Source organism: Vibrio metschnikovii CIP 69.14 (genome assembly GCF_000176155.1).
Classification (GTDB): Bacteria; Pseudomonadota; Gammaproteobacteria; order Enterobacterales; family Vibrionaceae; genus Vibrio; species Vibrio metschnikovii.
In genome coordinates this window covers 35,005-53,334 of record NZ_ACZO01000003.1, presented here as the reverse complement: position 1 = coordinate 53,334, position 18,330 = coordinate 35,005, and the positions used below count along the sequence as shown (strand labels likewise).

General features: G+C 42.2%; 15 protein-coding genes and 6 pseudogenes. 12 read left to right on the top strand and 9 right to left on the bottom strand.

Annotated features, from left to right (window positions below):
• Positions 1–142 precede the first annotated feature (142 nt).
• The 3 genes from VIB_RS17550 to VIB_RS00850 all read right to left on the bottom strand — a co-directional run bounded on the left by VIB_RS17550 (position 143) and on the right by VIB_RS00850 (position 2,321).
• Positions 143–283: a type I restriction-modification system subunit M N-terminal domain-containing protein gene (locus tag VIB_RS17550; RefSeq protein WP_004394040.1), complete on the bottom strand. Its 141-nt coding sequence runs from the start codon at positions 281–283 to the stop codon at positions 143–145.
• Between the two features lie 82 nt (positions 284–365).
• Positions 366–542, bottom strand: coding sequence for a helix-turn-helix domain-containing protein (locus VIB_RS00855; protein ID WP_004394039.1), 177 nt, complete (start codon positions 540–542; stop codon positions 366–368).
• A 162-nt stretch (positions 543–704) separates the two neighbouring features.
• Positions 705–2,321 (bottom strand): competence protein CoiA family protein, encoded by a 1,617-nt coding sequence (locus VIB_RS00850; protein ID WP_004394038.1) that lies wholly within the window; start codon positions 2,319–2,321, stop codon positions 705–707.
• Positions 2,322–2,437: 116 nt separating this feature from the next.
• On the opposite strand from VIB_RS00850, the gene VIB_RS00845 reads away from it, so the two are divergent.
• Positions 2,438–3,298: a helix-turn-helix transcriptional regulator gene (locus VIB_RS00845; RefSeq protein WP_004394037.1), complete on the top strand. Its 861-nt coding sequence runs from the start codon at positions 2,438–2,440 to the stop codon at positions 3,296–3,298.
• A 155-nt stretch (positions 3,299–3,453) separates the two neighbouring features.
• On the opposite strand, the gene VIB_RS00840 is transcribed toward VIB_RS00845, so the two are convergent.
• From VIB_RS00840 to VIB_RS00830, 3 genes are read right to left on the bottom strand one after another with little or no spacing between them, the layout of a single operon-like run.
• The gene (locus tag VIB_RS00840; RefSeq protein WP_004394036.1) at positions 3,454–4,539 is read right to left on the bottom strand and encodes an HNH endonuclease; all 1,086 of its coding nucleotides are present in this window, start codon (positions 4,537–4,539) and stop codon (positions 3,454–3,456) included.
• Positions 4,536–5,243 (bottom strand): OmpA family protein, encoded by a 708-nt coding sequence (locus tag VIB_RS00835; RefSeq protein ID WP_004394034.1) that lies wholly within the window; start codon positions 5,241–5,243, stop codon positions 4,536–4,538. The genes VIB_RS00840 and VIB_RS00835 overlap by 4 nt, the downstream gene beginning before the upstream one ends.
• Positions 5,244–5,245: 2 nt before the next feature.
• Complete coding sequence (locus tag VIB_RS00830; RefSeq protein ID WP_004394033.1) at positions 5,246–6,997, bottom strand: MotA/TolQ/ExbB proton channel family protein; 1,752 nt, start codon at positions 6,995–6,997, stop codon at positions 5,246–5,248.
• Positions 6,998–7,471: 474 nt separating this feature from the next.
• On the opposite strand from VIB_RS00830, the pseudogene VIB_RS17170 reads away from it, so the two are divergent.
• Positions 7,472–7,645, top strand: a pseudogene (locus tag VIB_RS17170) (ISAs1 family transposase); the annotation flags it as partial.
• A 14-nt stretch (positions 7,646–7,659) separates the two neighbouring features.
• Here VIB_RS17170 and VIB_RS17165 read toward each other — a convergent pair.
• Positions 7,660–8,256 (bottom strand): annotated as a pseudogene (locus tag VIB_RS17165) (IS4 family transposase); the annotation flags it as partial.
• 176 nt (positions 8,257–8,432) lie between these two features.
• On the opposite strand from VIB_RS17165, the pseudogene istA reads away from it, so the two are divergent.
• From istA to VIB_RS18265, 9 genes and pseudogenes are all read left to right on the top strand, one after another.
• A pseudogene (gene istA / locus VIB_RS00820) lies at positions 8,433–9,949 on the top strand (IS21 family transposase).
• A gap of 10 nt (positions 9,950–9,959) precedes the next feature.
• Positions 9,960–10,700, top strand: coding sequence for an IS21-like element ISVch3 family helper ATPase IstB (istB, locus tag VIB_RS00815; RefSeq protein WP_004394030.1), 741 nt, complete (start codon positions 9,960–9,962; stop codon positions 10,698–10,700).
• 90 nt (positions 10,701–10,790) lie between these two features.
• Positions 10,791–11,507: an AcaB family transcriptional regulator gene (locus VIB_RS00810; protein WP_004394029.1), complete on the top strand. Its 717-nt coding sequence runs from the start codon at positions 10,791–10,793 to the stop codon at positions 11,505–11,507.
• A gap of 769 nt (positions 11,508–12,276) precedes the next feature.
• Positions 12,277–12,585, top strand: coding sequence for a hypothetical protein (locus tag VIB_RS00805; RefSeq protein WP_040903677.1), 309 nt, complete (start codon positions 12,277–12,279; stop codon positions 12,583–12,585).
• Positions 12,585–12,866, top strand: coding sequence for a hypothetical protein (locus VIB_RS00800; RefSeq protein WP_004394024.1), 282 nt, complete (start codon positions 12,585–12,587; stop codon positions 12,864–12,866). Before VIB_RS00805 ends, VIB_RS00800 begins: the two co-directional genes overlap by 1 nt.
• A gap of 86 nt (positions 12,867–12,952) precedes the next feature.
• Entirely contained in the window at positions 12,953–13,225 is a 273-nt protein-coding gene (locus tag VIB_RS00795) for a hypothetical protein (protein ID WP_040903674.1), read from the top strand.
• Between the two features lie 30 nt (positions 13,226–13,255).
• Positions 13,256–13,618, top strand: a complete 363-nt coding sequence (locus VIB_RS00790) for a hypothetical protein (RefSeq protein ID WP_040903671.1) — start codon at positions 13,256–13,258, stop codon at positions 13,616–13,618.
• A 220-nt stretch (positions 13,619–13,838) separates the two neighbouring features.
• Complete coding sequence (locus VIB_RS18300; protein ID WP_040903668.1) at positions 13,839–14,045, top strand: DUF2859 domain-containing protein; 207 nt, start codon at positions 13,839–13,841, stop codon at positions 14,043–14,045.
• A gap of 193 nt (positions 14,046–14,238) precedes the next feature.
• Positions 14,239–14,611, top strand: a pseudogene (locus VIB_RS18265) (transposase); the annotation flags it as partial.
• A 59-nt stretch (positions 14,612–14,670) separates the two neighbouring features.
• On the opposite strand, the pseudogene VIB_RS17160 reads toward VIB_RS18265, so the two are convergent.
• Positions 14,671–15,619 (bottom strand): annotated as a pseudogene (locus VIB_RS17160) (DUF6444 domain-containing protein).
• A gap of 166 nt (positions 15,620–15,785) precedes the next feature.
• On the opposite strand from VIB_RS17160, the pseudogene VIB_RS00770 reads away from it, so the two are divergent.
• Positions 15,786–16,700: pseudogene (locus VIB_RS00770) on the top strand (IS4 family transposase); the annotation flags it as partial.
• 21 nt (positions 16,701–16,721) lie between these two features.
• Here VIB_RS00770 and VIB_RS00765 read toward each other — a convergent pair.
• Complete coding sequence (locus tag VIB_RS00765) at positions 16,722–18,251, bottom strand: IS1182 family transposase (protein WP_004394018.1); 1,530 nt, start codon at positions 18,249–18,251, stop codon at positions 16,722–16,724.
• Between the last annotated feature and the right edge of the window lie 79 nt (positions 18,252–18,330).

Sequence of the window (18,330 nt, the reverse complement as noted above, 5' to 3'; positions counted from 1 at the left end):
TAATAATTTCAATAGCACACACTCAATGGCTATCTAGGTACCAACTTTTCCAATCATACTTAGTACACACAAAGCGGCCGTTATATCCTTAGACATAACGTACTTCACTATTTATGCTCTAAAATATACATGCTTATACATATTAATTCTGTGCGTAACGCAATAAAGTTAAGCCTAATACCGGATCTTTGTATTCTGCCGCGGTAAGTTTTGAGTTAGCACGCAGTGAGTTTGTACTGACCCATAACTTTGTTTCTAGTTGCTTAATTTGTTGTTGATTCATCGCTTGCTCTATTATTTGCTGTTTCGGTACTAATAACACATTACATCAGCACGTAAAATTACTTTGATTTCTTAAAGTCTTACTAGTCTGTGCCTTTTTTCTCTTCTAGCCACGCTTCAAGATCTTCACGTTTGAAGCGCCATGAACCGCCGACTTTGAAACCAGGAAGCTTTCCTTCGCTTGCTAATCTATATGCTTTTTTTTTGGCCAGCTTTAGGTAAACAGCCACCTCTTTCAAGGTTGAAATTTGGTCTACCATTCAGAGTGTTATCTCATGTTGGCTTTATTCATCAGAATTAATAGTGAGAGAATATGGAGAAATTGGGTAGCGGGCAATGTTATGTATTCCATTATGCAACCCAACGCTTTATTAATGAACAACCATCAACAGCACTTCCTCAACCGATAAACAACAAGGTATTTAAACTTTCATCCGTTCGAAATCATCAATCTCTTCCTGAGCATTTCTTGGGAGTAAAAGAGAGTTTTTACTTATGCGTTCAACTAACACTTCCGGTAATTCCTGTATAAGCTCTTTTCTCTGTAGCAAATTAAAGCTGCTCTTGATTGCGCCTGTAAGATCATTAGTTAATTTTACAATTACATCTAAACGTTCAATTTTTTGGTCATATTCAGACTGGAGGTTTTGGCATTGAGCATCGATATTTTTAAACTCTTGCATTCGTTGACTCAATGCATTCCCATAATCTGTTCGAGCCAAATAAAACTCCTTTACTTCTTCAAAATTATTTATGTAGGTATCAGCAAGGTCTGACTCAAAGAGTTTTTCTTTAATCTTAATGGACAATCCCATAACCTGTTCAGACAAGGTGTTTTTTTGGTCAATCAATAATCTAAGCTGTGCATTTATGTCCCGCTCTTGCTGCTCTTTAATCAAAGTCTGATTAATAACCAAAGCATCAATCTCATCCTTTAAAACAGCTTTATCTTGCGCCAAAAGCTTTAATTGGTTAGCTAACTGTTTATGCTCAAATTTCCTGATGTTCATTATGTCTATTTCAGACTGAAACCTACGTTGAAACTCTTCACTCAGCTCCTGCTCGAATTGTTCTCGCCTAGAGTTCAATTCTTGCTGCCACAGTGCTTCAAACTCGGCTTTCAGTTGTTGCAATGTTACTTTGTTCCGTTCTTCAAGCTCAGTAAGTTTTAACTGGCTCCTTTCATTAAGTTCTTTTTCAAGATTGGCTTTGCGCGTTTCAAGTTCACTAAGACACTCTTTATGTACATCGATCGCACGTTCAAGTTCAGCAAGAATTTCATCTTGTGCGCTTTCGCGAAGCTTCATTTTCTCTAGACGTTCTTCATGCTTTTTCTGTTGTGCTTCGATACGTTCTTCGAGTGTTTTTTCTGCTTTTTCTTGTTTAGACTCTTTTTCTACTAGCTGTTTTTGAGATCGTGTTAACGCTTCGAACTGCTTTCTCACAGTTTCATGCTTGCTCGCTGTATTGCTGGCAATCTCATCTAGGTAATCGTTGCATACGTTCAGCGACTGAACCCGAACCAAGCAATGATCCAACGAATTAAATTGATCTAAGTGACCACAATCTGAAACATCAATTTCAATCACATTTCTATCGTGACTACGACAATCCCATACTTTTTTAGAGTCGCACTTATGCTTATTAGCAATTTCAACCCAATACAGCTCACTACCCACTTCGACAATAAGATCGGGGCGTCTACCATCCATGTAGACTTCGATTTGAACATCGGATATTTTCAACTCCGTACAACAATCTGGATGTATCCAACCAGCCTCAAGAGGCACAGGAATCTTTCCTGTTCTCGCAAAGAACTCCTTAGCGGTAAGATGCAGCTGGGTTTCATAAGCCAATACACATGCTTCATCAAAATAGTGAGAAAAATGCCAGGCTTTCTTCTGGCCTTTGTTCGCAACCAATTTTGCTCCACAACATGCGCATACAATGTTTTCTTGAAGGCCACTATTAACTTCTTCAATCGAAACAGGTTCTTTCGTGTTTTTATAGACCGCTCGCGTGATATGAATTTCACTCATGGCCTTCTCCTAGATAGCTATTGACGTTGTTGTGACCAGTAAATAGTATGACGTCATTAGCGACAGGTAAATACTGAATACATAAACATATCGAATAACTAGACAGGAGTATTAAAATGAGTGCGTGGCCGATACGTTGGGATCTGCTGTTTCGATACAGGATGATTGAGATTATTGCTTTATGGGAAGGTAGATTAAATACCAACCACTTAATGCAAAGTTTTGGCATTGGTCGGCAACAAGCATCGAAAGATATCAATACTTACCTATCAGACATTGCACCAGGTAACCTGATTTATGACAAAAAGCTAAAAGGCTACAAGCCAAGTGATAGCTTTGTTCCTAAGCTAACCAGCGGACATGCCGATGAGTATCTACATATTCTTTCTCGTACTGAAGATATGGCCGTGACGTTTACTGAACTGGATATGGGCTTTGAGAACACGGCGATGGTACGTCCAGTTACCCGTAATATTTCACCAGAAATTTTACGCACTCTTGTGCAAGCAATACGAGAAAAAAAACGTGTCGATATTTGCTACACATCGCTCAAAGATGGTGAGCAAACTGAGCGGATTATTTCCCCACATACTCTGGTTTGTACTCCACTGCGCTGGCATGTACGTGCTTATTGTGAGCAGGCTGGTGATTATCGAGACTTTGTTTTAAGCCGTATTCATGGCATACCGGATATCAACGATAACGCCATTCATGGCAAACAAGAGGATGAACTTTGGAACACCCAAGTCACAATTGATATTGTGCCCGACCAACGGTTCAATGAAAAACAAAAAATGGTGATCGAAAAAGATTATGCCATGAGCAATGGCGCTCTCAGTATCGACACCAACGCGTCTCTCATTCGCTATGTACTGGATACTTACCATATTGATGTTTATACACAAAAATCTAACCCGCAAGGGCAACAGATTGTGCTGGGAAACTTTGAAGCGCTGAAAAGTTATTTAATGATTTAATCTTGGAGATAAAACGTGGCCGCGATGAAAGATATCGCGAGCCTAGCGGAGGGATCCACAGCAACGGTATCACGTGTAGTTATGTTGAGCCTGCAACCTAAGAGCGGGGCGAGCGTGCAATTAAAGCGCAGCCTCTAGTGATTCAAAACATATTCTCAGTACCTTAAATTAGTTGCTTGAAATTTATAGTTATCTAAAAAGTCGCTAATACCGACAACCTGCCACCCATTACTACGTGCATCTGCAATATCATTGTTTGATATCGCTATACCAAACTTATTTTTAGGCCAAGCAAGCTCAAGCCTAGCAGCTAAGCCGCCCAAATCATCCTCAACAAAATAGTTTATCTCTGGAAACTTTAAATGCGCCTCACGGCAGGCATGTAATACACCATGGACACCCGGATCAGAAAGTTCAAATAGTTCCTGCCAACCAAGTCTATTTTCTAACAAACCTTGCTCTTTACGTAGATCACTGATCGTCTGACGTTCTCTGTGGCTCAAAACCATATGTTGATGCATTGGCTGCTTACTATGACAATCTATGCACAATGATTTTAAGTTAATCACCCGATTGTCAGACTTGACCCCATTGATATGGTGTACATGGAGCAACGCTCTGTTTGAACGCATATTGACTTTACACTCTTCACAGTCAAAATTTTTCTCTGCCCGATAATGAGAAGATATTTTTGGCCAATCAGCGGTATAACCACTCTTTGCCGTTTCAGCTTGTCGTGATGGCATATGTGGAAAGAAAGAACTATAAGTTGAAAAAAACTCCGCCATGTCGAAGGATTGAACTACAGTGCTAATTTTTGATGTTGTATTACATCCTTTATAGTTAAGCTTACGCAAACAATTTTGGCACACCTTCAATCTTGCCTTTGTCTCGCCAAAGGAGGTATCAACCAAAAACTCCCCAGTAATGTTGTTTGTCACGACATAACGCTCAAATCTTCCATTTGCTCTCATCCCTTGCAATGTCGAACAATCAGAAACATGAAAACGAGCACTAGTTCCGTTTGCTTTTATGTAGAGTGTGACATGACGACCTTTATAGCTTAAAAGACCTGATTCAACCTCTATATCCTTTAGTTCTACATCTTTACCTTTTTCTAGCTCAGCAGAAACTTTATCAATGTGGCTTTCTTGAAGTTCAAGAGTAAACCTCCCTTTTTTTTCTGGCTTCATCACTTCAATCGCCTGCATCAGAGAATGGAGATTCAGCGTCAGTTTCATTCAGCCACCAATATCTTCAATATCTGATGTTCAGCGTTCGTAATGACTCGAAATGCTACTCGACGAGAGCGCTTTTCATCTTCAATACCGTTTTTTACCACTGCTTTAGATGAAGAGTAACCAACGGCTGCTACATTATTTTTTACCCAGTCATAATGTTCACTACCAACTGAATCAAGCTTCATCACATAACCAAGCACAGTTCGAGTCCTTGCTTGAGATAAATTCATATTATTAAAATACGCCTCATAGTCACTAGAATCTTGGTTCCAACGGCTAGAAGTATGTCCTTCAATTTTGATTTCTTGAATAATTGGCCTGTACTGATCCAAAACATTGAGATAACGAGGGAAAAAATCACTTAGAATCATTTGAAATTGTACAGTTAAATTTGCGTCACCGTTACCAAATAGCACTTCAGGTGCCGTAAAATTAACACTCAGCGTTTCTCTATCTATTTCAGCCCCCCACTTATCAAGATCCTTTGCAAAAGCTTCAAGTAAAGATAAATAAATGGCTTGCTGTGTTTGCTGATAAGTTTCAGCAACATCTTTTATCTTGTCACGCTCAAGCATTGCATCACGCATTAAAGCAACGGATATAAAAAGAAAAACCATCATCAGACCAGCCATTAAATCTGATACAGACATCCAATGCTCACCGCTGTCACTGGTCAATTTTGTTTTCCCGAATAATTTATCCATGATTAAACAGCAACTTTTGTATTTACAACGTTAGACATTTCGCGTGTTAATATCTGATAGTCACGAGTAAACTGCTGAGTTATCGTCGCTAACGCCTCACCCATTTCATTCATAGTGCGATTAATTTCCTGCTGCATTTGCAAATCGAGCACTTCCACCTGTTTTTCAACTGCACTACCAGTTTTTCCGACTGATTGGGTAATTTGATCTTCTAAACTATCGAAAGTCCTACGTACAGCTTGTGCTTGAACTTGGAAAACTTCTTCCAGTGTTGTTTCCAAACGATCGTGAAGTTTAGCTATCGACGAAGTGGTTTCTGACTGAATCTCTTTTGTACTGTTAAGTAGATCTTGGTTAGCCTCTTTCAGCACTTTACCTGTTTCACGTGCATCATCTTTAATATCAGCAACTAGTACCCGAAGCTGACTGTTAAGTTCCGTGATTGAATCTTCTAGATGTTGACGAATCTGTTCCGTGGTGTCGGTTAAATGACTAGTCACATTACTCAAGCCACCTGTGGCCGTGCCTACTTGCTCTTGAATATCAGACGATGCTTCTACAAGTTTTCCACCTAAAGTCTGCGAACTTTCAATCAATTGTTTAGATACTGTTTCTGCACCACTTTCAAGATTTGTGCGCATTAGTTCAACACTTTGATTCGCTGTAGAACTAAAATTATCAATAACTTTCTGTGATTCTTCCAACATAGATTCATAATGAATAGAGGCTGCTTTCACAGAGTCACCAATAACGGTCATAGTTGAATCCATCTGCTCTTTAATTAACGGCATGGCTTCTACAGCCTTATCTCTTAAATCTTTAAATGCCTCAAGTCTGTGTTCTAGCTCTGTCACTTGTTCATGGCCTAGCGTCATAACTTGATGAAGCTTTTCCATAGTCGCTGGAATTGTTTCGGCGCGTTGGTTAATACTCGCGACTGATTTTTCTGTTGAAGCTATTGCCTCAACTCCTAGTTGATATTTAAGACTCATATCTTCCAGTTGATTTTTGTAATTCTCTTGCCAGTCGACGAGTTTCTTCACTGATTCATCTAGACGTTTAAAGTTCTCACCAAATTGTTCTGTTAGCTTATCATTAAATTCTACAATGACTTCCTTTAGAGCATTGATCACTTGTTCCGTGGCAGATTTAGATAAGAGTTCACCGAACTCATCCATTTTTTGCCAAAGTCTAATTTGGAATTGATCACGGCTGTCTGCGGCTTTTTCCATATGCAGAACTAGTGACCTATTGCCATCATTGATGTCTATACGTAAATTTTTAATTTGCGAAGTCAGAGATGAATCTTCATCACCTTTGATGGCAGATAACAATTCATTAGATGCTTTCAGCTGTGCTGACATAACAGAATAAATTTCGTCTGGCCCTATAGATTTAACCGTCTCTTCAGATTTTTGCGGAATAGCACCGATGGCCGCTTTATAGATAATCGATGCAGCCATACCAACCAAACTTGTTAGAAAAGCAGTTTTCAAACCAGCCAATAACGATTCTATACTGCCATCAATATTTGTAGGGTCAAACTCCATTAGGCCAACGACGATGCCTGTAAAAGTACCTAAAATACCCAAAGAGGTGAGAATGTTCGTCGAACTAGCAGTAAGCCGAGGAAACTTCCCTTTGAAAGCGAAGTACAACGAAACTATAAATAATATTACTATAGTATAAATAAATGCATCGGAGATTAATGCCGCGCTGTACGAGGCTATAAAGGAAGAAATAAAATCAGACATTTTAGTAAATTCACTGCATATAAAAGGTCATTCTAAAACAAAAGTATGGTCTATGCGATATTTTAGAATGTCTCCAATACAATGTTGAGACTCAAAATAACCATCAAAAGTCAAAAAATGAACATATCTGAAAACAAGACAACTGTCCCTATCTATTTCAACTCGATGATCTACAGCCCAGGGCAAGATCATGAAATTTTTTTTGCGCAATGCGAGGTTAAATTTGACCTAACGTGCAAGATGTGATCTTTTGCTCCTTTTTAAAGGAGCTGCCATGAATATTAAACTACCATCAAAGAGTACTTCAGCATCATCCATGACGAACGGCAAAACGCAAAAGTTGACTACCTCTCTTTGATATTTTATTTGGTTCAATCTGCGCCGTGATAGCCGGTGACCAAGGCTTAACCGACATTCGTGAATATGTTCTTGGTCACCATGAGGAGTTTCTTAAACAGGGCGAGTTTGAAAAACTACATCAGTTCAGTTGAGCTGACTCCGGAGCAAGCTAGAAATGCTATTCGAGCCCACTGGGGCATTGAGTCCATGCATTGGACTTTAGATGTGAGCATGCGGGAAGATGCTTGTCAGATTTACCGAGAAAACGCAGCTGAAAACTTGGCTGGATTAAGAAACATGGCGCTTAACACTGAGGGATCCCCTCATAATTTCCCCAAAGCGCAACCGTACTTGAATAGATTTTGAGCAAGTATGGTTGCAGCTACGAGCAAGTCTTTCCTCGTTATTGCGTAGCCAGAATGCCGCAGAACTTCCATACCTAAGCGCACTGTTGAGAGTACATTTCGATTACTGACAGTGTTCGCTTGAAAGTGTTTATCCCAACCTTGTTTCTGTGCATGTACGCCAACAAGCCAAAATGTCAGTTGAAGCATTAGGGCGATTAGTAGCATGATATCAAAGCGCTCTGGGTTGCTAGTTCGGCTATGGCGGAGTCCTAGACCGTATGCTGGGCTTTTCAAATCTCGGAAGGTTTCTTCTATCTGCATACGCTTTGAGTAGATCCTAACGAGTTGCTTGGGTGTTCGGATTTCAACGGGCAAGTTAGTCGCTAAAACCCATGGTTCTTTTGTCGAAGCGAAGTAGATTTTAGGTGACGGATGATGACAATTAGTCCGTGTCGAGCGCTGATTTTTTCGGCCTTTAGGACGTGATTTATACAGTGCAATTTGACATGAAATTGGGTTGCTCTTAGTCAACCTCTTATAGCCTAAAGTCTTTGAGCGACTTGAGTGCATATTTCGGTTTAAACCGATCACTGATTCCGCGATTATCCGATCACTTTTAGCCTAACTCCGAAATCGGTGATCGGAATAGCGAAAACCGCGATCGGAATGCCCGAAATCCTTCCTTTTTCTCTTTTAAATCAATCACTCGCTATTCTTTACTTCTTAAACAAGAACGTAAGGAAGCGACCATGGCTAAAAAGAGAACTCCAATGAACAAAATTAAAGAGGTATTACGCCTGAAGTACGACTGCGGTCTCTCAAATCGCAGCATCGCTTCTTGCCTGAAACTCGGCCCTTCCACCATCTCGGAACTCCTCACTCGCTTTAAACAAAGCCAACTTGGCTGGCCTCTACCCGAAGGTTGCAGCGATGCTGATCTCACTCAGGTGTTGTATCACGGCAAGAAAGCCTGTCGCGATAAGGTGATGCCAGACTTTACGCAATACGCTGTCGAACTCAGACGCAAAGGCATGACGAAGATGCTGCTCTGGCAGGAATATCATGAGCAATATCAAGAGCAAGCCTACGCTTACACTCAGTTCTGTGAACACTTCACTCGTTGGTTCAAAACCCAAAAGCGCAGTATGCGTCAGCTCCATGTGGCAGGTGATAAGCTGTTTATCGATTACTGTGGGCCTCGGCTTCAGGTAGTCAATCCTGACACAGGCGAAGTGCGCGAAGCAGAAGTGTTCGTAGCAAGCTTAGGCGCGTCCAACTACACTTATGTGGAAGCCTTCCCCAGCCAAGGAAAGTCTTACTGGTTAGAGGCGCATGCCAATGCCTTCGAGCACTTCGGTGGCGTACCCCATCTCTTGGTCCCTGATAATCTACGTAGCGCGGTCACCAAAGCGAATCGTTATGAGCCGAGACTGAACGACAGCTATCAGAAACTGGCGAATCACTATCAAACTGCCGTAATGCCAGCTCGCCCCTACAAACCGAAAGACAAAGCCAAGGCAGAGAATGCCGTGCTCCTAGTGGAACGTTGGATCATGATGCGACTTCGCCATCAAACCTTCCATACCTTCAAAGAGCTGAACCTCGCCATCCGTGAGCTTATGAATGACTTAAACGAACGTGAGATGAAGCAGTATGGTGCGAGCCGAAAAGCACTGTTCGACAAACTCGATAAACCCGCGTTAAAGCCACTTCCTAAGCAGCGATATCTCTATACCGAAACCAAGCGAGCCAAAGTTGGGCCTGATTATCACATCGAATATCGCCGTCACTACTACTCGGTTCCCCATCAACTGGTTGGCCACCATGTCGAGCTGGAAGCCTCCAACCGTCTGGTGCAGATCTACCCGCTCAACATCCACGCAGCCAAAGAGAACGTGGAAACAGCACTCAACCAGAGCACATGCCGAGTAACCATCAACATCAAAAGTGGTCGCCTGGACGCTTGCTCAACTGGGGAGCCAATATCGGCCCAGCCACACGAGAAGTCGTTAATAAGATGCTGAACGCCAAACCTCATCCAGAGCAGGCCTATCGTTCCTGTCTTGGGCTGCTCAATCTGAGTAAAACTTATGGCGAGTCGCGCTTAGAGCAGGCCTGTAAAGATGCGCTGATGCTGACAAAACCGAACTACACCTTCATCAATAATCTGCTGAAAAACAATCGTGAGGGGCAACTGAATAAAGACACCTCAAGCACACCGAACCTTGTTCACAGCAATGTTCGTGGCCCGAACTGTTATCACTAGGAGAAAAGATATGAACGCACTGAACGACCAACTCAAAACCCTACGCTTAAGTCATGCGGCGAAAGCGTTAGAGCAGCAACAAGAGCAACTGACCACCTACGCAGAGCTAGACTTCGAGGAGAGGTTAAGCCTACTTCTTGAAAGTGAAATCTTGAATCGCAATCAGAGCAAAATCCAACGCTTAAAACAACAAGCCAAGCTGAGAGTGGATGCTCAGCCGAGCCAACTCATCTACAAGGAAGGGCGAAACCTCAACCGAAAACAGATGAGCGAACTTCTGACGGGGAGTTATCTGCACAAGCACCAGAACATCTTGATCACTGGCCCAACAGGCGCGGGTAAAACGTATCTTGGTTGCGCTCTGGCAACCAGCGCCTGCGACCAACAGCAAACCGTCAGATACTACCGATTAACTCGCTTGCTCGATGACCTGACCGCAGGTCGTCTAGATGGTAGCTATCAAAAGCAACTTCAATCGTTGGCTAAGAAAGCTCTACTGATCCTCGATGACTGGGGGATGGAAAAACTGACGCAAGAGCATGCTGGTCACTTGTTAGAAGTGCTTGAAGACCGTAACCAAAACAGCAGCACAATCGTCATCAGTCAACTACCCGTAAAGGAGTGGTACAACATGATCGGCAACGCCACCGTCGCAGACGCTCTCATGGATAGGCTGGTACACAATAGTCACCGAATAGAACTGGGCGGTGAGTCAATGAGAAAACTGGCGCAATCCGATCACTTAGAGTAAAAATAGGAAGAGAGAAAAACGGCAGGATCAAGTGATCGGAATAAACCGAAACGAGCGATCGCAATCACCGAAATACGCACGAAAGTTTTGGTGGGTACGCAAATTCCACATCTTAACGTGACCTTTTTAACGAAAGACGCTCCCGCACTTTTGTTCAGCAGGACGGAAAACGAGGTAAAAAAAAACAATTTCATCAGTGGTGCAGACTGGTTTGACAGTAAAATTAAAGTCATTTTAAATGCGGTTCGAGATGATGATCCGTTCGCTGACCAGTTAATTTTTAATATAGAAAATGCCATTAACAACCTATCGGCGCTCTACAAAGAAGAGCTCCAAGAGCTCAAGGCATCAATCGAAACAAAGTTAAATCATTTCAATGCGTCGCTAGAAATTTCAGACAAAATTCATGTAGAAACTCACGCGATAAGTTTCCAAAATCGACTAACATTTGATTTGCTATGGGCGTTAAAAGACCTTGATGAATCGCTCTATTATCTTTACCTGAGCGATAAGTATGCGATTCTTCCATCTCAAGTAGTCACAGAAAAAAGGCAGGATCTTCGCAAAGCATATCGCGTTATTTTACAGATGATCAACCGCTGGAAACCATCGGCAATAACTCGTGAAGATTTGGATCACAACACTCATCGAGTAGCAAAAACGTTCGAACTCAATGAGCAAATCCAGCTAACAAAAGATGTTCTTCTGCTAGAAAAACGGGCGGCTTGCGCTCCGAACATTAAGACGAGAAACTTCAACAAACTGGAACCTGCAATTAAAGAAAAGCTCAATGAACTTTACGGCTAAAACCTAAAATTCATCTGCTTTTAGATGCAAAAAAGCGATCTGGTTAGAAAGCCAAATCGCTTTTTTTTTGCATAAAGCCGAGTTAAATAGGTCAAAAAAATCTACCCTATTTAGCTAAATTGTTTACCCCTGTCCTGATGAGGACTACCCTGTTTTAATGGAATAATTACCCTATCTGGTGGGGTATCTACCCTGCTTTAATGAGAACTACCCTGTTTTAATAGAATGTTTACCCTATCTGATAGGGTATCTACCCTATTTTAATGAGGGCTACCCTGTTTTAATGGAATAATTACCCTAGCTGGTGGGGTATCTACCCTGTTTTGATGAGAACTACCCTATTTTAATGAAATGATTACCCTAGCTGGCGGGGTATCTACCCTATTTTAATGAGATCTACCCTGTTTTGATGGGATATCTACCCTGTTTTGATAGAGTTTTTACTTGGATTCACTTTTTTGAGCCCGCTTTTTTGTGCCCAATTTTCACTATATATATATATAAAGATAAGCTATATAACATCGGCGATCCGATGGTATGTAGCTTTCTCGTTTTTTGTCTTTTCTCTGTTTTGCTTTTGCCTTAAATGTGGTGTCAAAAATCGCATTTTTTTGATGTTTGATCGTTATTGTAAAAAAAGGAGAAAACAATGAAATTATTCGTTTATTCATTAGCGTTGATTTCCACGTCAGCATTTTCGTCCACAGTGACGACAAATGATGTCAGTGAAAATCTTTATCTTTAAAAAAGTGGTTATACAAAAATCAAAGTGGATACAAATCTTGAGCAGAGATTTCCGTTGCTAGAAGTGAGGACTTTCGACATTCCTTCATCGATAAAAAATATTGGCCAAGCTCTGAATTACAGTTTGTCGCTTTCAGGTTATCAACTTGACGATCTGAAAAGAACCGAGCAAAAAGTTTTAAATCTATATACGTTAAATTTGCCTTTCACCAATCGAGAGTTTGCAGCAGCAACAACCATGCAAGTTATCGAAACGATCATTGGTGCAGAGTTTGTTGCTCATGTCGATGAGAAAACAAGAACAGTGAAAATTAACGCAAGGGTACAATCTTAATGTCTAGAAAAAAAACAAGCTTGCATGATGCGACTAATGACGAACCAAGCTTCGTTGTTGAATCTGAGTTGAGTGAAAAAGAAAACTTAATCACTAGCGATGAAAAGAAAAACGCAAACAGTGGAGAAGAAATCCAAACTGATGATGAAAAAACTCAAGATGAAAGTTTGGATGATGGAAATCGCAACGATGAGAAAAATGAAGAAAAAGAAATAGCAGATTTAGAAAACGGTGACAACGGCCAAGAAAAAAAACTAAAATCAGCGCCTGTAAAAAAATAGCGTTAATTGCATTAACATCCGCTACCGCTGTCGGTATCGGCGTTGTCGCTACGCTTCTCTTGAAAAGTGAGCAGATAAATAACTACGTGACATTTGAAACGGGCGAAGACTCTGCTTTGTTAAGAGCCAATATAGAAATAGCAAAAATAAACGATCAGTTGAGTGGCCTATTAATGCTGCCAGAAGCAGTCAGTGAACTCAAACAGAGCAACCAACTCATGAAAGAAATAATCGAACAGTTAAGAGCGCAACTAGAAGAAGAGGTACAACTCTTTTACCAAAGTTCAAAAAATCGAGAAAGCCAACTGGACTCGATAAGAGCTGAACTAGAAACTGTTATCGAAACTCAAAACGGATAAATTGAAGATCTAAAAAAGCTAAGCGATCAAATGAGAGTGATCAAAGAGCAACAAGAAAAAGAAACTGAATCGATAAAAGCAAAGCTGGAAGATTTTGCCATTCAGGAATCCATGTCCAACGCTCAAGAAAAAAAATCGGAAAGTGAAAAGTCAAATAACGACGCTACCACTCAAAACTCAGCCAGCAGCAGAATTGGTTTTTTGGAGTTAACCCACATCCAGAAATTAGGGAGACAAAGAGTCGCTTTGTTTAGTGACGGCGTGTCAGGGGCCATACAAATTGTTGAAGGTAGAAACATAGGTCAATATCGAGTAACAGAGATCACTTCGGATTCTGTTATTGTGGTTTCGCCTAGCGGTGAGACGATGAGAATTAAAGTAAAAGGAAGTTAAAATGAAATACAGACGCTCAGCATTTTCCATCGCCTTTTTTTTCAATCGCCACAAATCCGTTAGCAGCGAATACGATTCACATCGCACCGCTGCAAGTTGAAAGAACGCAAGTTGTCGATACGCAAACGGGAAACAGTAGCGTAACTTTCGCTGTGGACGGAATTGAAATTGAGGTCACTGCCTTTTGCGATAACAAAAACCGAAGAAGGGATAACGGTTCGTGATATGTAACCTTGATATTTTCCGCAAACTTGGTGCTGGAGTGATTGTGTCTCAAATCGACTCACTTGTTGACTTGGAAGTTTTGCAGTCGCTAGCACCGGATTTAATGCTCCAACCCATGGACGCTAGAGATTTTTTGGAAGTCATAGGCGTAAATGTGTACCCCATCTTGATTTCAAATCAGGGTATGATTCAAGAAAGTTAACTTGAATCATAGCGAGGAAAGCCACCAGTGAGCACAGAGCGCGAGTTAGATAATCCTCCCCTGCCATCCCATGAGTTGTTAACTATAAGTGCTTAAATTGCCTCTTACGTTCGTTTTGTGGGCATGTTCAAGCCTGTAATTTAAATTGTGTATCTGCTTGTAATTAAGCCAGTCATGGCTAAGGATAAGCAATATGGATAAGAAAGCTCTAGAAGCCTTCGCTCGCGAAGCTGCTAAATCAATCAAGACTCCTTCCGATCTTGATGACTTCAGAAAAATGCTCACCAAGGTGACCGTTGAAACCGATCTCAATGCTGAACTCGATGAGTTTTGGTTATGAAAAGCACGCCCCCGCTCGTACTGACAACAGTCGGAAAGGTTATTCATCAAAACGGTTGATGACCGATGATGGTGAGATCCAATTGGATGTTCCGCGTGACTGCGATGCCTCCTTCGAGCCCAAACTAGTCTGAAAACACCAAACACGATTTCAATCTATGGACGACAAGATTTTAAGCTTATGCGCCAGAGGCATGACACGTATTTCGTTGATTGCGATCAGAAAGTTCCGAAATATGCAGGTTATTTAAACGTTATCGTTCACCGGTAGATAATTGACTTTTATCTACAGACCAAGAACGTTTGGGTATTGCTGACATGCGGTTACCGCCTGTACGATCTCTGTTAGCACAGACAAGCTGGATAGCCCACGTTTCTTGTAGGTTTCTACCAACGTGTCCATTCGGCCTCTGAACTTGTCGCCAGCATCTGAGGTAATACCAAAGCTAATTTTGCGTTGAATAACGCTACCACGGATGCGCCGCTCAGCTTCATTGTTGGTAAGCAGGATGGATTCATGCTTCAGGAACGGCCACAGGCTTTGCCGATGCTGCTCCAGCTTTTCGCAGCGACCTTTATACCTTTTAACCACGATCGACCGGCCCTTTTCAAGCCAGTTGTCGAACGCTTTTTGAAGCCTGATGCAGCCGCGTCAGCATTGAAGCCATGTGCCTCACTGATGGCTCCGATGGAGAATGTGGTGCCTAACTGTTCTTTGAGCAGAGACTGTATTTTAAGGACACTCAGGTGATAATGCCCAGCCAGGACCGCAGTATAGCTGAGCAGATTTGGATCCATGATGCCTTGCGGCGCGCCTTCTAGTCATCGAGCTCTACTCACTTCTCTGCGATGTTGGCATTGCCCTGAGTAAAGTTGGTATTCCGTAATATCTACGCAGAGGACCGGTATTTCATGGACTTGGTGACGATAAAAGGGTTTCTTGTGATAAACCATTTTCGATTCACCACAGCAAGGGCAACAGGTATCAGGCCAGCACTCAACCACGGTGTCGGTTTCTTTCAGTGCTGAGAGTTGTCGTTGATGCCCTGTGTGACCCGGTTTAGCTCCTCTCGGATGGCGACCACCAGAGCTTTGAGCTTTTTTCGTTCAGCTCGCTCTTTCGGTCCGTCGAATGAAGGTGGCTTTGACGAGTTGGATCCACTGGTCTTGAGTTTATCTTCAAACTCACGAAGCTGTGCCCACAACTCTTCGATGAGTGCGTTAGCTTGATGGATATCAGAAGCGACGGGTGGCGCGTCTGCAAATTTGGATTTTTTTCTTTTTCATGCTCTGATGATGAAGGATGAAAATGATCACTCAAGAGAAAAAAAGGGGTGCAAGTGCTGTTGGTCACACTTTAGAGGCTGTCAATGGGGGGACTGGTGAACGGTTACCAACAAGATGTGCGAACTCGATATTTTACACGACTCTCTTTACCAATTCTGCCCAGAATTACACTTAAAACGACTCAACAGCTTAACGTTGGCTTGCCACGCATTACTTGACTGTAAAACTCTCACTCTTACCGAACTTGGCCGTAACCTGCCGACCAAAGCGAGAAAAAAACATAACATCAAACGGATCGACCGATTGTTAGGTAATCGTCACCTCCACAAAGAGCGACTCGCTGTATACCGTTGGCATGCTAGCTTTATCTGTTCGGGCAATACGATGCCCATTGTACTTGTTGATTGGTCTGATATTCGTGAGCAAAAACGGCTTATGGTATTGCGAGCTTCAGTCGCACTACACGGTCGTTCTGTTACTCTTTATGAAAAAGCGTTCCCGCTTTCAGAGCAATGTTCAAAGAAAGCTCATGACCAATTTCTAGCCGACCTTGCAAGCATTCTACCGAGTAACACCACACCGCTCATTGTCAGTGATGCTGGCTTTAAAGTTCCATGGTATAAATCCGTTGAGAAGCTGGGTTGGTACTGGTTAAGTCGAGTCAGAGGGCAAGTGCAATATGCAGATTTAGGTGCGGAAAACTGGCAACCTATCAGCAACTTACATAGCATATCCTCAAGTCGCTCAAAGACTTTAGGCTATAAGAGGTTGACTAAGAGCAACCCAATTTCATGTCAAATTGCACTGTATAAATCACGTCCTAAAGGCCGAAAAAATCAGCGCTCGACACGGACTAATTGTCATCATCCGTCACCTAAAATCTACTCCGCTTCGACAAAAGAACCATGGGTTTTAGCGACTAACTTGCCCGTTGAAATCCGAACACCCAAGCAACTCGTTAGGATCTACTCAAAGCGTATGCAGATAGAAGAAACCTTCCGAGATTTGAAAAGCCCAGCATACGGTCTAGAGCACCATATAGTTTAAATTTTAAGCAGCCAAACTCATCGCTATATGCAGGTTGGTAATAGCTGCCGTTCTGTTTAAATCATATTCATTTAGCCGCAAGCCTCGGTACCTTGCTCTAGGACCTTTGCGGTTGCAGATTGATGCTAGAGAGTGCTCTACTTTGACCCGCTCTCTAGCATCAGCCCGACCTTGAGACGTACTTACGTACTTCTGAAGTTTTTGCAGCATCGCTTCCTGCTCGTGTATTTTAATTTTTCGACCTTTCTCTGATGTCGTACAATCTGCTTTTTTCGGACAAGCGTTGCATTCCGTTGATTTAAAACGGGCTTGCGTTACTTTTCCAGACTTTATCATGGCAACTTTCCCTGCTGGGCACATGACACTGCCTTCAACCAAGTCAATTTGGAATGCGTTTTTACTCAGTGCGCTCTTGGATGGCGGTGTCCATGGTTTTGCAACAACCTCTTTTCCTGCTTCGTACAGCTCCGTTGTCCAGTGAGCAGCTAAATAACCCCTATCTATTTGAATTTGTTTAACTTCACCGTAAGCATTGACTTTGGGTTTTAAGTACTCCGACGCCTTGTGCTCCGGTTCATTGGCAGGACGGACACAGGTCGCTAATATCAGCTTGTTGTCTAAGTCGACAGCAATATGTTGCTTAAACCCGCTAATCGTCCTTGAGCTTGATTTTCGTCCATGGCGCATTGTTGAGTCTGAGATAGAGATTTGCCTATCCGGCACCGAACCCTCTTTTACTTTAGGCCCATTTCCGTCCGGGTCAGGGTCTATATTCTGTTCCAAAACTTTTGCAAGTAAAGCGAGGCTCTCTTCCAGCCCTTTATGCTTAATAAAGGCGGAGGGTTGTTTTTCTAACCACTGCTTCAGAGCTTCAACATCATTTTGCAAGGTTTCAACGGCTTGATGCTTCTCGTTTTTATCTGACCAATCAATGTCTAACGCCGCTTTGACACTGCTTTTTCCTACCAGTTTTAGACCACATTCTTCGATGAGTTCTTCTTCTGAGATCATCTTTATTTGTGCAGCACAGTTGACGACTAATTCAAGAGCATGTCCCACTAAATTGAACGTATCTTCAACTCGACCAGCGCCCTGTAGTGGCGCTGAGTCTAGGGCCACTCTGAGCTGAACATGACTAAAACCTCCAACTTCACGAGCGACATTTACGGTATGTTCAAGTAAAACTACATCCATATCGTGTGCAATTAAACGATGACGAAAATCACATAAGGTGCCTTGTGAAAATGGCGATTCCTCGCTCCCTAGACAGTCCAGTACCATTTGCCAACGTTGGTCAAACATCGCTTCTAATGTCGCTCCGGCATCCGATTTTTGCTCGTATGCTTGAAGAATCGTTGCCATCGCTAAAAGAGCGGCCGGAACAGCAGGCTTTACTCTTGGGTGGTCAGCATACATCGACATAAGCTTATGATTAATCTCTTCATTAATGATGAGATGACGATTGGTGCGTAAGAACACAAACAGTTTTCCGGTCTGTTTTAACTTTTTGCAAAAAAAAGTATCCACCGGCATAGCCGGTGGTTTTTCATATGCGCCTATAAGGCTCTCCTACTGGCTGCGCCCTAGCAGGCGCATAGTGATCTGACATTTG